Raw genomic sequence first — 13,877 nt, 5'->3', positions numbered from 1 at the left:
TAGATTTTCCGCATGAGTGGTTTGTTCGGGCCGGTTCCGGCCTCGCAGTCGTCCATGGGCCGCCGGTCCTTCCTCCGCTACGCCGGGCTCGCCGGTGCGGCGGTGGGCGGGGCCGGAGTGCTCGCCGCCTGCGGCAGCAGTTCCTCGGGTGGCGGCAATGGTTCCGTCGCGGACGGCTCCAAGTACGGGACCGTGGCGGTGCAGCTGTCGTGGCTCAAGAACATCGAATTCGCCGGTGAGTACTTCGCCGACTCCAAGGGCTATTACAAGGACGCCGGGTTCGGCTCGGTGAACCTGGTCGCGGGCGGCGCGGCCAGCACCTCGGTGGAGGCCGGACTCGGCACCGGCAAGATCTGGATCGGCATGTCCGCGCCGCAGACCACCGCGCCCGCCGTGCTGGAGGGATTGAACGCCAAGATCGTCGGCACCACGTATCAGAAGAACCCCTTCTGCATCGTGAGCAGCGCCAAGAAACCGATCCTGAATCCGCAGGACATGAAGGGCCGCAAGATCGGTGTGCAGGACACCAATCAGCTCATCTTCAATGCCCTGCTGACCGCCAACGGCATGACGCCCAGCGATGTCACCATCGTGCCCGCGCAATACGATCCGACCCCGCTGGCCAATGGCGAGGTGGACGGCTGGGTCAGTTACGCGACCAATGAGCCGATCACCCTGGCCTCCAAGGGCTTCCAGAACGTGAACTTCCTCTTCGCCGACTACGGGCTGCCGCTGGTGGCGGAGACGCTGACGGTCAGCCAGAAGACCATCGACACCGAGCGCGACAAGCTCAAGGCGTTCCTCATGGCGGAGGTCAAGGGCTGGAAGGACGCCGTCGCGAGTTCGGAGGAGTCCGCGCGCCTGGCCGTCGAGGTGTACGGCAAGGATCAGCGGCTGGAACTGAAGGAACAGACGATGGAGGCGGCGGCGCAGAACGGACTGGTGGTGTCGGCCGATACCAAGGCCAACGGGCTGTTCACCATGACCGACGAGCTGATCGCGAACAATATCGCGGCGCTGGCCAAGGCCAAGATCGACATCAAGGCCGACAAGCTGTTCGACCTATCGGTGCTGAAGGAGATGTTCGCCGAGCACCCGGAACTGAAGTCGTAAGCGGTTCGGGCGCAAGCGGTTCAGCGCACCAGTTGCACGTGCCGCTTGCCCTGACCCGGCGAGGTGGACAGCGGCTCGGCCGAGGTCCCGTTGCGCACCGCCAGCAGTTCGGCGGCAATGGCGACGGCGGTCTCGGCCGGGGTCCGCGCGCCCACGTCCAGCCCGGCGGGCGAGTGCAGGCGGGCCAGGATGTCGTCGCTGAAGCCGCCCGCCTGCAGGGCCTCCAGCCGATGCGCGTGCGACGCCGGGGTGCCCAGGGCGGCCAGATACCCCAGCTCGGGTAGTCGCAAAGCCACGGTGAGCAGCGGGATGTCGAACTTCGGATCGTGCGAGAGCACCACCAGCGCGGTGGTGGAGTCGATCTCGCCCGCCGAGGCGAGGGTGTTCAGGTAGCGGTGCGGCCAGTCCACCACCACCTCGCAGCCGGGATAGGCCGCCGCATTGGCGAAGGTCGGCCGGGCATCGACGATCGTGACGCGATAGCCGAGCAGCTTGGCCTGGGTGGCCAACGCGCCCGCGAACGTATTGGCGCCCACCAGGATCAGATGCGGCGGCCGGGCGAAGGAGGAGACGAACACGTCCGAGTCCGGCAGCGAGACCAGTTCGGTGCCGTGCTTGCGGTCGGTGACCAGATGCTGGCCGATCACGTCCGGGTCGGAGTGCCACACCACCGTGAACACGGTGACCTGCCGCTGCGCCGCGATATCGGCCGCGACATCCGGGAATTCGGGGAAATGCCGCCGCGAGAACGGTTCGATGAAGACGTCCAGGGTGCCGACGCAGTCCATCTGCGCGTCCAACCCGCTGCCCGGCCCGAACCGCTGCAACCCGCGCCGCCCGGTCCGCGCCGACTCCACCGCGGCCTCGTAGGCGGCGGCCTCCGCGCAGCCCGCCGAGATCGAGCCGAAGGCCCGCCCGTCCGCATCCACCACCATGGCCGAACCGATCGGCACGGGGGTGGTCCCTTGGGTCCGAACCAGAGTCGCCAACCCGCCCGTCCGACCGCTGTGCCACACCCGGAGAAGGTCGTCGATGATTTCCCGCATCACATGCTCCCGATCACCGTGCGCTGCCCACCGGGTAGTCCCGATCGATCCCCGTCGCGAGGTCATCGCACGTGACGCACACCATATCCGCTCGTTGCCGTAAATAAGCGTCCGCCCCTGAATTTCGCTCCGCGCTCGCGCCGCTCCCGGCATCAGCCTTCCGCGCGCCGGAATTCCCCGGCGCACTCTTCCGCGCGGCGACAGTCCCCGCTGCAAGTATCGAATCCACCGGCTGCGCGGCACCGTGTCGTCGCAGCGTTCGGGGGTTCACGCGAGCAGGGTAATCCCGCCCGGCGCGCTTCGCTGATCAAGTGACCATCAACGATTGCCGGAGCGCCCCCGATCTATTGCGGACCGGCGCGGTGGTGCTCAGCAGTCGAAGCCGAGGCGACGGAGATCCTCCTGAATCCGGTCCGGCAGCAGCACCGATTCCCGGCGGCAGCGGGACAGGGCATCCACGAGTTCGGAGCGAACCTGCTCGGCGAGCTTGATGCCCATGCTCTCGTAGAGGAGCAGGGATTTGAGCAGGAGATCGCAGGGGCGCCAATGCGCGCCGCCGGAGCGCAGGGCGATGTAGGCCAGGGCGCGCAGGACATCGGCCTCGCCGTGGGGGTCGCGGGTGCGGCGGGTGATGTCGAGGGATTCGGCGTAGAACTCCTGGGCGGCATCGAGGTCGCCGACATCGCGTTCGAGGTGGCCGAGGCCGCGCAGGGCGTCGGCGCGCAGCAGGTGGTCGCCGATCTCGCCGCCGATGGTCAGCGCCTTCGTCAATTGTGTTCGGGCGGTGTCGAATTCGCCGGATTCCCGGGAGACACTGCCCAGGCCCCACAGCGACCAGCCCAGGCTGTAGGTGTCGCCGATCTCGCCCGCGATGCGCAGGGCGTCGAGATAGTAGCGGTGGGCGATGGCGCGGTCGCCGCCCATGCGCTCCATGTGGCCGAGGCCGCGCAGGGCGTCGCCCTCGAATTTCGGGTTCTCCAATTGCCGTGCCATGCCGAGCACATCGGAGTAGGCGATGCGGGCACGGTCGTAATCGCCGCGGTGCCTGGTGATATCGGCCAGACCCCACAGGGTGGCGGCAATGCGCTGGGTGTCGTCGAGGGCGGTGGCGATGTCGTGGGCCTCCTGGAAGCAGGCGGCGGCGGTCTCGTAGGCGCAGGCGCGGCGGTGCAGGGTGCCCAGTTCGAAGAGGATGTCGCAGGCGGTGGTGCGGTCGTCGGCGTCGCGGGCAATGGCCAAGGCGCGGAACAGGAGTCCGCGCGCGTCGGAGAGGTGACCGAGCTCGGACAGATACGCGCCCAGCAGCCGGGCCAGTTCACCGGTGCCGCGCTCCGACCCGGTGACCCGGACGCAGCCCAGCAGCAATTCGCGCTCCCGGGCGAGCCAGGCCCGCGCCCGCTGGGTCGTCCCGGTCGGGTCCGGGGCGAGCGGGGCCGGGAAGCTGCCCGCCGACTCGTAGGGCTGCTGCACCCCGGCCTGCCGCGCCACGCTCAGGCAATGCCGCACCAGCCGCCCCACCGCGGCGGCATGCTCGCTCGGCAGATCGGCCGCATCGGCCTTCACGCGGGCGAAAAGCTTTGTCACATCGTGGATTCGGTACCGCTGGCCGTTCGGTCCGGCCTCGGCCGGATCCAGCAGCCCCACCTCGAAGATCTGCCGGATCAGCCCGTACGCCTGCGCCTGCGGCACGCCCACCATGGGCGCGAGCGTCTCGGCGGTGATCTCGGTGCCCGGGAACCAGCCCAGCAGTCGCACGCAGCGCTGCAACTCCAGATCCGGCAGCCGCTGATAGGACAGTTCGAAGGCCGCGCGCAGGGTCTCGCCCTCCGCGGAGAACAGATCCAGGGCCCGCTCCACCAGCGAATCCTCGGTGCCGTCGTCCGGGCCCTGCCGCATGCGGTCGGCCAACGGGGTGAACTCGGCCGCCGCCGCACCCAGCAGATCCGGCCCCTGGTAGGCGATCTGGCCCGCGATCAGTCGGATGGCCAGCGGCAGCCCGCCCGCCGCCCGCAACACCAGCCGCGCCGCCTCCACATCGTAATCCGGTGGCAGATGGGCGAATTCGACGAGCAGCTCCTCGGCCTCGGACGGTTCCATGGCATCGAGTTGCAATGGCACCGCGCCGGTCAGCCCGGTCAGCTTGTGGCGGCTGGTGATGAGCACGAAGCTGTCGCGCGCCTCCGGCAGCAGCGCCCGCACCTGCTTGGAATCGAGCACATTGTCGAACACGATGAGCGAGCGCCGATCCCGCATCTCGTGCCGCCAGCGCGCGGACCGGTGCCCGGTGTCGGTCTTGATGGTCTCCGGCGGCACCCCCAGCTTCAACAGCATCTGTTCCAGCACCCCGGCGGGTGTGCGGGGCGGGCGGCCGTCGGTGTGGCCGTGCAGGTTCTCCCAGATGATCCCGTCCGGATAGCGGTCCCCGAAGGTCTCCACCACCCACCGCGCCAGCGCCGTCTTCCCCACGCCCGCAAGCCCGTTCACCACGTGCACACCCGGACCGCCCGAGTACAGATGCGCCTCGATCCGCTCCCGCAACAGCCGTTGCGGCTCGGTGCGACCGACGAAAGGCACCAGCCCACTGGGGAATCCGCTGTCCGCGGCGGCGGGCAGCGCCGTGGTCCGCCGCGCCACCACCGCCCGGTACGCGGCCACCTCCGCGCTCGGCATCTGCGCCAGATCCGCGGTATCCACCAATTGATCCCAACTGGTCCGATAGATGACCGCCAGATTCTTCAACACGTCCAGCGTCGGCCGCGGATGCACCCGCCCCGCGCCCCGAGCCCCCGGCCACGACTCGTACTCCGAAATCCGCGCCGCCTTCATCGGCGCACTCGGCTTCCCCGTCAGCCGATTGAACTGCGCCGCCACATGCTGCTGCGTGAACTCGTTCGCCAACCGCCAGGCCTTCCGCGGCCGACACCCCCGATACCGCAATTCGGCGACCAAAGGTTCCAGAAGTTCATTCTCCCGCAACCCGATTCCCAGTAGAATTCCCCGAAGTTCCTTCCGCGCCTCCGCCCCCAGCGCATCATTCTCCCCGTTCCGCCGCCCGGCACTCTTCGCATCCACGGTCTCACCCCCGCCGTTGTGAACATTTCCTTGGTACCGCGCGGGTTTCGCCTGGTCAAGGACCCGTGATGTGCCAAGAATTCGCGAAACACCATGGGATCGAATGCGGCTCGTCCGCTCGCGATCATTGAGTGACCGAAAAACAACGGGCACGGGGGACGGGTCCGCGGTCAGTAAAGGGACGGATCGATGGCAATTCTGGATTTCGACTGGCTGATCTCCAGCGACAAGGCCGATGAAGTCGCCTTCCGGGTGGACGTGCCGGGAGAAGATCGGGGACGGTGGGTGCTGTCCTATCTGCCGACCTATCGGAGGTTGTCGCGTGATGAAGCGATCGTGGGGCTACGCCTCGCGGAGATGATTCTCATCGGATTGTCCAGTCCGGGAGGGGAATTCGACGCGGAGGTCGCGACGCTGCACGCCGAGATGATCGGGGTGACGGTCACCGACGCCATGTGCTGGCTGGCGCTGCGCGCGACGGGGCGGACCCGGGACGCGGACCGCGACGAGGAGGGCGAATCGACCGCATCGACCCGGCGGGAGGCGATTCGATGACCGATTGGCTGGGCTCCTTCGCGGCCTGCTGCGCGATCACCTTCGCGGCGGTTCTCGCCTTCGCGATCGCGGTCATGCTCGTGGTGGCGACCGGGTGCGGGGACCACGTGGCCACCGACCCGCCGGGGTCGGGCTCCACCTCGCAGCCGCTGGTGGCGGGCGGCTGCCAACCGTTCTGCCCGGGGACCACCACCTCCGGGCCGAGGTCGGCGAGCTGAGGGGTGCTCGTCGGCCGGGAATCGTAGGAACACGAAATACGCGGCCCCGCACCGAGATTCGGTGCGGGGCCGTCGCGTGCTCGGGAACGGGTGGGGATCAGAAGAGGATCAGGGCGGTGAGTAGGCCGGTGAGGGCGAGGGTTTGGAGGGCGACGCGGGTGTTCAGGATGCTGTCCCACTTGGTTTGCAGGGCACGGGCATTGGGTGGGATGACGCCGGTTTGGGCGGCGGTGGTCTGGGCGGTGTTGATGGGCTTGGCGATGCGGACGTAGCAGGCCAGCCAGGTGAGGAGGGCGGCGAGGGCGAGGCCCGCGGCGACGGCCGCGGCGAGCTGTCCGGCGGCGATGGCCAGGGCCAGGGTGAGCAGGGCGGTGATGACGCCGCCCGCGCCGAAGATGGGCATGCGCTTGTCGCCGTAGTAGTGGCCCCATCCGGCGCTGATGGTGACGGTGGCGTCGTCCAGGTGGTCGCGGTAGACGGACCGGGTGATGAGGGCGACGGACCAGTCGGTGCCGTAGACGACGGCATTGGCGAGAACGGCGAGGGCGGCGAGGATTTGGCCGGTCAGGACGAGCATCGGGGTGCCTCTTTCATTCGGATCTAGCAGCGCTAGGAACTGAAGCAACGATAACAGGAGGCGAGCTAGCTTGTCTAGCGTCGCTAGAATTTCGATTTCAAGTCGACCGATTGGTCTGAAATGCGTACCCCGGTGGCTCGCCTCACAACTATCAAGATCACAATGATCTGTGAAGGTGCTCACATCTGGACGGCCGTCGGCGCGTCACGCACCGGTGGCCCCCGTCACGCAAACAGTACGGGCGTAATGTAAAACCGCACGTCAGAGCTACTGGCAAGTAGATTCCGCCGCTGCTATTCGCAAGCAAATTTTGCAGCATTAGCAAAATGCGGGTGAAAGCTAGCGGGGATTCACACTTGCAACAGGTAGACGGACATTTTTTCCTGTGCCATCGTGTGGAAGTACACAGCGCAGGCCTAGCAAGCCTGCAAATTGCCGCTCCAGCAGTGGTCGAATATCCGAGGCTCCCCAGCCCTCGATTCGACCGGCGGGGCTACCGAGACCGAACGAAGAAGTGGAGTCAGAGATGTCGAAGGTCGGCACCCCGAAGACCGCTGCGGAAATCCAGCAGGACTGGGACACCAACCCTCGCTGGAAGGGCGTGACCCGCAACTACACGGCCGATCAGGTCGTCAAGCTGCAGGGCACCGTCGTCGAGGAGCACACCCTCGCTCGTCGTGGCGCCGAGATCCTCTGGGATCTCGTCAACAACGAGGACTACATCAACTCCCTCGGCGCCCTCACCGGCAACCAGGCCGTGCAGCAGGTGCGCGCGGGCCTGAAGGCCATCTACCTGTCGGGTTGGCAGGTCGCCGGTGACGCGAACCTGTCCGGCCACACCTACCCGGACCAGTCGCTGTACCCGGCCAACTCGGTTCCGGCCGTGGTCCGTCGCATCAACAACGCGCTGCTGCGCGCCGACGAGATCGCCAAGGTCGAGGGTGACACCTCGGTCGCCAACTGGCTGGCCCCGATCGTCGCCGACGCCGAGGCCGGTTTCGGTGGCGCCCTGAACGCCTACGAGCTGCAGAAGGCCATGATCGCCTCCGGCGCGGCCGGTGTGCACTGGGAGGACCAGCTGGCCTCCGAGAAGAAGTGCGGCCACCTGGGCGGCAAGGTGCTCATCCCCACCCAGCAGCACATCCGCACCCTGACCTCCGCGCGTCTGGCCGCCGACGTCGCCGACGTGCCGTCGGTGATCATCGCCCGCACCGACGCCGAGGCCGCCACCCTCATCACCTCCGATGTGGACGAGCGCGACCGCGAGTTCCTGGACGGCACCCGCACCGCCGAGGGCTTCTTCGGTGTGAAGAACGGCATCGAGCCCTGCATCGCGCGTGCCAAGGCCTACGCCCCCTACGCCGACCTGATCTGGATGGAGACCGGCGTGCCGGACCTCGAGGTCGCGCGCAAGTTCGCCGAGGCCGTCCGCGGCGAGTTCCCGGACCAGCTGCTGGCCTACAACTGCTCGCCGTCCTTCAACTGGAAGGCGCACCTGGACGACGCGACCATCGCGAAGTTCCAGCGCGAGCTGGGTGCCATGGGCTTCAAGTTCCAGTTCATCACCCTGGCGGGCTTCCACTCGCTCAACTACGGCATGTTCGACCTGGCCTACGGCTACGCCCGCGAGGGCATGACCGCCTTCGTCGACCTGCAGGAGCGCGAGTTCAAGGCCGCCGCCGAGCGTGGCTTCACCGCCATCAAGCACCAGCGTGAGGTCGGTGCCGGTTACTTCGACACCATCGCCACCACCGTCGACCCCAACACCAGCACCGCTGCGCTGAAGGGCTCGACCGAAGAGGGCCAGTTCCACTGAGCCACCCGAGGCGGCTCACCGACGGAAACGTCTGAGCCACTTCAGGTTCCGAGGCACACCCAAGGCGGCAGTCGCATCACACCTTCCGCCGCCGCGGGACCTCAGAACTCGCCGGGAGAGTCGGCAAGCCTCTCCCGGCGAGTTCACCCGCCCTTCCCGTCGACAGCCCCGGCGGGGAGGGCATTTCCTTATAACGTTTTTCGTAGACCGTGTTTTTCGTAAGACGCAATTCGAGACCTTAAGAAGGCGCAGGGTCGTTCAGTTATACGACGCCTTCATCCATAGCCACCACGGCCAAAACAGCAGGAGCGGGACGTGAGCACAGAGAAGATTCAGCGCGTCGGCATCATCGGTGCCGGACAGATGGGCGCGGGCATCGCGGAGGTGTGCGCTCGGGCGCACGTCGACGTGCTCGTCTTCGAGCAGACTCGCGAGCTCGCCGCCGCGGGCCGTGCCCGCATCCTGCGGTCGCTGGACCGCGGGGTGTCCAGCGGCAAGATCACCGAGCGCGAGCGGGAGCAGGCCGCCTGGCGGCTGCGCTTCACCAGCGACCTCGGCGATTTCGCCGACCGCCAGCTGGTGGTCGAGGCCGTCGTGGAGAACGAGGACGTGAAGACCGCGATCTTCGCCGAACTCGACAAGGTCGTCACCGATCCGAACGCGGTGCTGGCCTCCAACACGTCGTCGATCCCGATCATGAAGATCGCGGTCGCCACCAACAACCCGGAGCGGGTCGTTGGCATGCACTTCTTCAACCCGGTGCCGGTGCTGCCGCTGGTCGAGCTGGTCACCACCCTCAAGACCACCGAGACCGTCACCAAGCGCGCCGAGCAGTTCGCCGCCGACGTGCTGGGCAAGCAGGTCGTGCGCTCGGCCGACCGCTCCGGTTTCGTGGTCAACGCGCTGCTGGTGCCGTACCTGCTCTCGGCCATTCGCATGGTCGAATCCGGTTTCGCCACCAAGGAAGACGTCGACAAGGCCATGGTGCTGGGCTGTGCCCACCCGATGGGCCCGCTGGCCCTGACCGACCTGGTCGGCCTCGACACCGTGAAGTCCATCGCCGACTCCATGTACGAGGAGTTCAAGGAGCCGCTCTACAGCGCGCCCCCGCTGCTCATGCGCATGGTCGAGGCCGGTCTGCTCGGCAAGAAGGCCGGGGCTGGCTTCTACCAGTACAACCGCGCGTGACCCGAGCCTTCATGGCGTAACGATGCGCTCACGCGGGTGGTCGCGTGAGCGCATCGTGTTTCTTCACCACAGGTGCACGCCGCTGGGCATGTGGGGCGTCCACCGCAACCGGGCATAAGCTGCAAACAGGTCGTTCGGGACCGGCAGCTCGGAAGGAGTGTCCGTTCAGATGGTCAACATCACCGACGGGTTCGGATCCAGCATCCTGGGTTACCCGCGGATCGGTCCGCATCGAGAACTCAAGCGCGCGCTCGAGTCCTACTGGCACGGCACGCTGTCGCGCGACGAGCTCATCGCCGTCGGGCGCGACATTCAGGAGAGCCAGTATCTGGAGCTGGCCGCCACCGGGTTGACGCAGGTCCCCGGCAACACCTTCTCGTTCTACGACCACATTCTCGACAACGCGCTGCTGTTCGGCGCGGTCCCCAAGCGGTTCGAGCCCTTCCGAGAAGGCTTGCACCCCTTGGACTTCTACTTCCTGATGGCCCGCGGGCGACCGGATCTGCCGCCGCTCGAACTGGTCAAGCTGCTGAACACGCCGTACCACTACCGCCAGCCCGAACTCGACACCGACACCGAATTCTCGCTGCACCCCGAGGCGCTGCTGGACGAGTTCGACCGCGCCAAGGCCGCCGGAATCGAACTGCGCCCGGTGGTGCTGGGCCCGCTGTCGCTGCTGCTGCTGTCCAAGACCGGACACGTGCCCGGCCAGACCGAATTCGACAAGCTGGTGCTGCTGGACAAGCTGCTACCGGTGTACGAGGAACTGTTCGAGATCCTCGCCAAGCGCGGCGCGACCTGCGTGCAGCTGGACGAGCCCTGCTTCACCAGCGACCGCTCGCCCTCCACCATGGAGCTGTTCGAGAAGACCTACCAGCAGCTGTCCAAGGCCCCGCTGCGCCCGCGCATGCTGGTCACCGGTCAGTACGGCGACTTCGGCGAGGCCGTCGAAATCCTGTGCCGCACTTCGGTGGAGGCCATCGGCCTGGACCTGGCCAGCCACCGGGTGGTGCCCGAGGAACTGGCCAAGATTCCGGGCATCCGGCGCAAGCGCCTCTACGCGGGCGTGATCAGCGGCACCAATGTGTGGCGCGCCGACCGGTACGTGACGCTGGAATACCTGAACGCGCTCGCCCAGGTCTGCCCCGACATGGTGGTCTCGACCGGCACGACCCTGCTGCACGTGCCCTACGACGTGCTCGTCGAATACGAGCTCGAGGGCAATGTCGCCGACCGCCTCGCCTTCGCCAAACAGAAGGTGCTGGAAGTGGTTTCGCTGGCCAAGGCGCTCACCGAGGGCCCGTCGGAGAAGTGGCGCAAGCGTCCGACCTCGGTGCACTTCAAGCAGAAGCACGCGGTGCGCCAGCGCGTCTACGCCATCACCGACCAGATGCGCGTGCGCGAACCCTACGAGACGCGAAAGATCGCGCAGCAGGCCAAACTTCGGCTGCCGCTGGTGCCCGCCACCACGCTGGGCTCCTTCCCCCAGACCGCGGCGGCCCGGCAGGCGCGCCACGATCTGGGGCAGGGCAAGCTGTCCTACGACGACTACCGCAAGCGCATCGAGGCCGAGATCGAGTCGACCATTCGCCTGCAGGAGGACATCGGCCTCGATGTGCTCGTGCACGGCGAGCACGAGCGCAACGACATGATCCAGTACTTCGCCGAGCTGCTGGACGGCTTCGCCACCACCCATTTCGGCTGGGTGCAGGTGTATGGATCCCGTTGTGTGCGACCGCCGATCGTGTACGGCGACGTGTCGCGGCCCGAGCCCATGTCGGTGTCGTGGACCACCTACGCGCAGTCGCTCACCGACAAGCCGGTCAAGGGCATGGTCACCGGCCCGGTCACCATGCTGGCGCGCTCCTTCGTGCGCCAGGACCAGCCGCTCTACGAGACCGCCGACCAGGTGGCGCTGGCCATTCGCGACGAGGTGGTGGATCTGGAGAAGGCGGGCATCGCCATCATCCAGGTGGACGAGCCGTCGATTCGCGAGCTGCTGCCGCTGCGCAAGAAGGGGCAGGCCGAGTACCTGCGCTGGGCCGTCGGCGCGTTCAAGCTGGCCACCTCCGGTGTCAAGCCGGAGACCCAGATCCACACGCACATCGGCTATTCCAGCCGCACCGACGTGGTGGCCGCCATCGAGGAACTCGACGCCGACGTCACCGCCATCGTGGCGACCCGCTCCATCGAGTGGGTGCTGGCGGCGCTGAAGGAGGACTGCGCCGAGGGCCGCGGCCTCACCCACGGCGTCGGCCCGGGTGTCTACGAATCGCGGTCGGCCCGCATTCCCGACATCGACGAGCTCGACGAATTGCTCACCGCCGCGGCCGAAGCCGTCACTCCGGAGCGGCTGTGGGCCAATCCGGACGGCGGCCTGAAGACCCGCCACCACTGGCAGCTCGACCCGTCCCTGCGCAACCTGGTCGCGGCCGCCCGCCGCGTCCGCCGCCGCGCCGAGGCCGCCGCGAGCGAAACCGCCTGAGGCGGAGTCACTCTCGATCGAACCCCGGCCCGATCCGCCGATCGGGCCGGGGTTTTGCCGTTCGGCTCAACGCAGCGCGGAACGCGCGGTCGGAGCCAAGCGCAGTACCGCTTCGGAGGTGGCGAGAAGCTTGTCGAGGTGTGGGCGAATATCGTTCCTCCACAGGGGATTACGAGACAGTGCCGTGAGCTTCCGCACGCGCTCGTCGGCATCGCGGAAGCGCGTGAACCAGACGAAGACGGTTTCGCCCTCCCGGATCGGCAGCTGCGAGAAATCGTTGGGGGCTGGCTCGGTCTCGTATCGTCCGAGCGGCTCGATACCCACCGAGCGCAGTACCGGCACCATCCCGTGATCGAAGAAGTCGGCGAACTCGTCGATCGGAACGTCGGGGTGGTAGACGGTGGCTTGCAGGCGACCGGGCGGGAGCGCCGTCGCCTCGCGTCCCGGACGTGTGTCGAGCATCGGTAGTTCGGCACCCGGAAGCGGCCGCAGCAGGAGCACATCGGAGGTGTCGACCATGGTCGCGCGGGCCGCGGCGGCATGCGTGCGCCAGGTCTCGCTCTCCAGGTAGAAGCCTTTCAACACCTCGAGCCGCGATGCCATGGTCGTGAAGGCGCGCAACCAGACCCAGCGATTCGGATCGTCCTCGTCGCGGAACTGCCCGAGGATGCGTGCGCCCAGCGCCTCTTGGGGGTCGAGCAGTTCACGGTCGAAGAGCTCGACCATAATGTCGCGGGTATCCGGTCGCAGCGTGTAGTGCCGCAATTCGAGGACCGGCCAGTGAGTTTCGGTCATGCTTCACCGTCGCACCGCCGGGACGGCCGCTCCAGTGGCCAGAATGCCGCTTTCCGTCAAGATCTGGCCACTCACGAAGTGGTCATGAAACCTGGATTAGCTTGTGATCCGGTTGGTTTCGAGACAGGAGGCGGGCATGGATCCGACGGGCAAGGGTGATCAACCGGTGGATGATCCGGAGACCGAAAAGCAGTGGTACGACTCGTACAACCAGAAGGGTGACGAGGTGACCCAGGACCCGCCCTGGAAGACGGGGCGCTGACGTCGGCGGCGGAAAAATGTCGGTGGGGGCCGCTACGGTGTGGGCGTGAACCGCACGGATCGGCTCTACGCGATTGTCGAGGAGTTGCGGGCGGTGTCGCCGCGCCTGCGCACCGCACGGGAATTGGCGCTGCGGCACGGGGTGAGCGTGCGCACGGTCGAGCGGGACATCAGCGCGCTGCAGCAGTCGGGGGTACCCATCTACGCCGATGTGGGTCGCCGCGGCGGGTACGCGCTGGAGAAGAGCATGTCGCTGCCGCCATTGAACTTCACCGCGGCCGAGGCGGTGGCACTGGCGGTCGCGGTGGCGCGCGCCGAGGACGGGCCGTTCGCGGCGGCCGGGCGCAGTGCCCTGCGCAAGATCCTGGCCGCCATGTCACGCCAGAATGCCGATGCCGCACAGGAATTGGCGCAGCGGGTGCGAATACTGGAGTCCCCGGATGCCGCCGCACCGATGCCGATCCCGCCCGAGGTGGAGCAGGCGGTGCTGGCGCGGCGCGTGCTGCGCATCGAATATCTGGATCGGGCGGGCGTGCTCAGCGAACGCGAGGTGGAGCCGGTGGCGCTGCTGCACGGCAGCAATGGCTGGTACCTGCTGGCCTGGTGCCGCCTGCGCGACGAACCGCGCAACTTCCGGCTCGACCGGATCAAGGCCATCGAGCTGACCGAGTACGTGGGCCCGGAGCGGTCCATCGATATGTGCCGACCGGACGAGGCGATACACGAGGTGCGGATGATCTCGCTCAACTAG

General features: G+C 67.4%; 12 protein-coding genes. 8 read left to right on the top strand and 4 right to left on the bottom strand.

Features of this window, described 5'->3' with window-relative positions:
* Nucleotides 1-12 precede the first annotated feature (12 nt).
* A complete protein-coding gene (locus VMT40_RS34120; protein WP_326363548.1) occupies nt 13-1,113 on the top strand; it encodes an ABC transporter substrate-binding protein in 1,101 nt (366 codons plus the stop codon).
* Nucleotides 1,114-1,133: 20 nt separating this feature from the next.
* Here the strand turns inward: VMT40_RS34120 and VMT40_RS34115 are convergent, their stop codons facing one another.
* Nucleotides 1,134-2,159: an XdhC family protein gene (locus VMT40_RS34115; RefSeq protein ID WP_326363546.1), complete on the bottom strand. Its 1,026-nt coding sequence runs from the start codon at nt 2,157-2,159 to the stop codon at nt 1,134-1,136.
* 369 nt (nt 2,160-2,528) lie between these two features.
* On the bottom strand, nt 2,529-5,057 hold the full coding sequence (locus VMT40_RS34110) for a tetratricopeptide repeat protein (protein WP_326363545.1): 2,529 nt from the start codon (nt 5,055-5,057) through the stop codon (nt 2,529-2,531).
* Between the two features lie 363 nt (nt 5,058-5,420).
* On the opposite strand from VMT40_RS34110, the gene VMT40_RS34105 reads away from it, so the two are divergent.
* The gene (locus tag VMT40_RS34105; RefSeq protein ID WP_326363543.1) at nt 5,421-5,786 is read left to right on the top strand and encodes a hypothetical protein; all 366 of its coding nucleotides are present in this window, start codon (nt 5,421-5,423) and stop codon (nt 5,784-5,786) included.
* Nucleotides 5,783-6,004: a hypothetical protein gene (locus VMT40_RS34100; protein WP_326363542.1), complete on the top strand. Its 222-nt coding sequence runs from the start codon at nt 5,783-5,785 to the stop codon at nt 6,002-6,004. The genes VMT40_RS34105 and VMT40_RS34100 overlap by 4 nt, the downstream gene beginning before the upstream one ends.
* Before the next feature lie 97 nt (nt 6,005-6,101).
* On the opposite strand, the gene VMT40_RS34095 is transcribed toward VMT40_RS34100, so the two are convergent.
* Nucleotides 6,102-6,581 (bottom strand): DUF1772 domain-containing protein, encoded by a 480-nt coding sequence (locus VMT40_RS34095; protein ID WP_326363540.1) that lies wholly within the window; start codon nt 6,579-6,581, stop codon nt 6,102-6,104.
* A gap of 526 nt (nt 6,582-7,107) precedes the next feature.
* Between VMT40_RS34095 and aceA the strand changes: the two genes are divergently transcribed.
* The 3 genes from aceA to metE all read left to right on the top strand — a co-directional run bounded on the left by aceA (nt 7,108) and on the right by metE (nt 12,070).
* Entirely contained in the window at nt 7,108-8,397 is a 1,290-nt protein-coding gene (aceA, locus tag VMT40_RS34090) for an isocitrate lyase (protein WP_326305815.1), read from the top strand.
* A gap of 315 nt (nt 8,398-8,712) precedes the next feature.
* On the top strand, nt 8,713-9,585 hold the full coding sequence (locus tag VMT40_RS34085) for a 3-hydroxybutyryl-CoA dehydrogenase (protein WP_326363538.1): 873 nt from the start codon (nt 8,713-8,715) through the stop codon (nt 9,583-9,585).
* Nucleotides 9,586-9,754: 169 nt separating this feature from the next.
* A complete protein-coding gene (gene metE, locus VMT40_RS34080) occupies nt 9,755-12,070 on the top strand; it encodes a 5-methyltetrahydropteroyltriglutamate--homocysteine S-methyltransferase (protein ID WP_326363537.1) in 2,316 nt (771 codons plus the stop codon).
* Between the two features lie 66 nt (nt 12,071-12,136).
* Here the strand turns inward: metE and VMT40_RS34075 are convergent, their stop codons facing one another.
* Entirely contained in the window at nt 12,137-12,865 is a 729-nt protein-coding gene (locus VMT40_RS34075; protein ID WP_326363535.1) for an NIPSNAP family protein, read from the bottom strand.
* A gap of 136 nt (nt 12,866-13,001) precedes the next feature.
* Here VMT40_RS34075 and VMT40_RS34070 point away from each other — a divergent pair, with 136 nt between their 5' ends.
* Together VMT40_RS34070 and VMT40_RS34065 are read left to right on the top strand one after the other, a co-directional pair.
* Nucleotides 13,002-13,127 carry a hypothetical protein gene (locus VMT40_RS34070; protein ID WP_326305823.1) on the top strand — a complete coding sequence of 42 codons (126 nt, stop codon included), beginning with the start codon at nt 13,002-13,004 and terminating at the stop codon, nt 13,125-13,127.
* 45 nt (nt 13,128-13,172) lie between these two features.
* Nucleotides 13,173-13,877, top strand: a complete 705-nt coding sequence (locus tag VMT40_RS34065; protein ID WP_326363533.1) for a helix-turn-helix transcriptional regulator — start codon at nt 13,173-13,175, stop codon at nt 13,875-13,877.

This window comes from Nocardia sp. CDC160 (genome assembly GCF_035818795.1).
In the GTDB taxonomy this organism is placed as follows: Bacteria; Actinomycetota; Actinomycetes; order Mycobacteriales; family Mycobacteriaceae; genus Nocardia.
The sequence above is the reverse complement of the archived record's forward strand: the minus strand, read 5'-3'. Positions and strand labels throughout refer to the sequence as shown.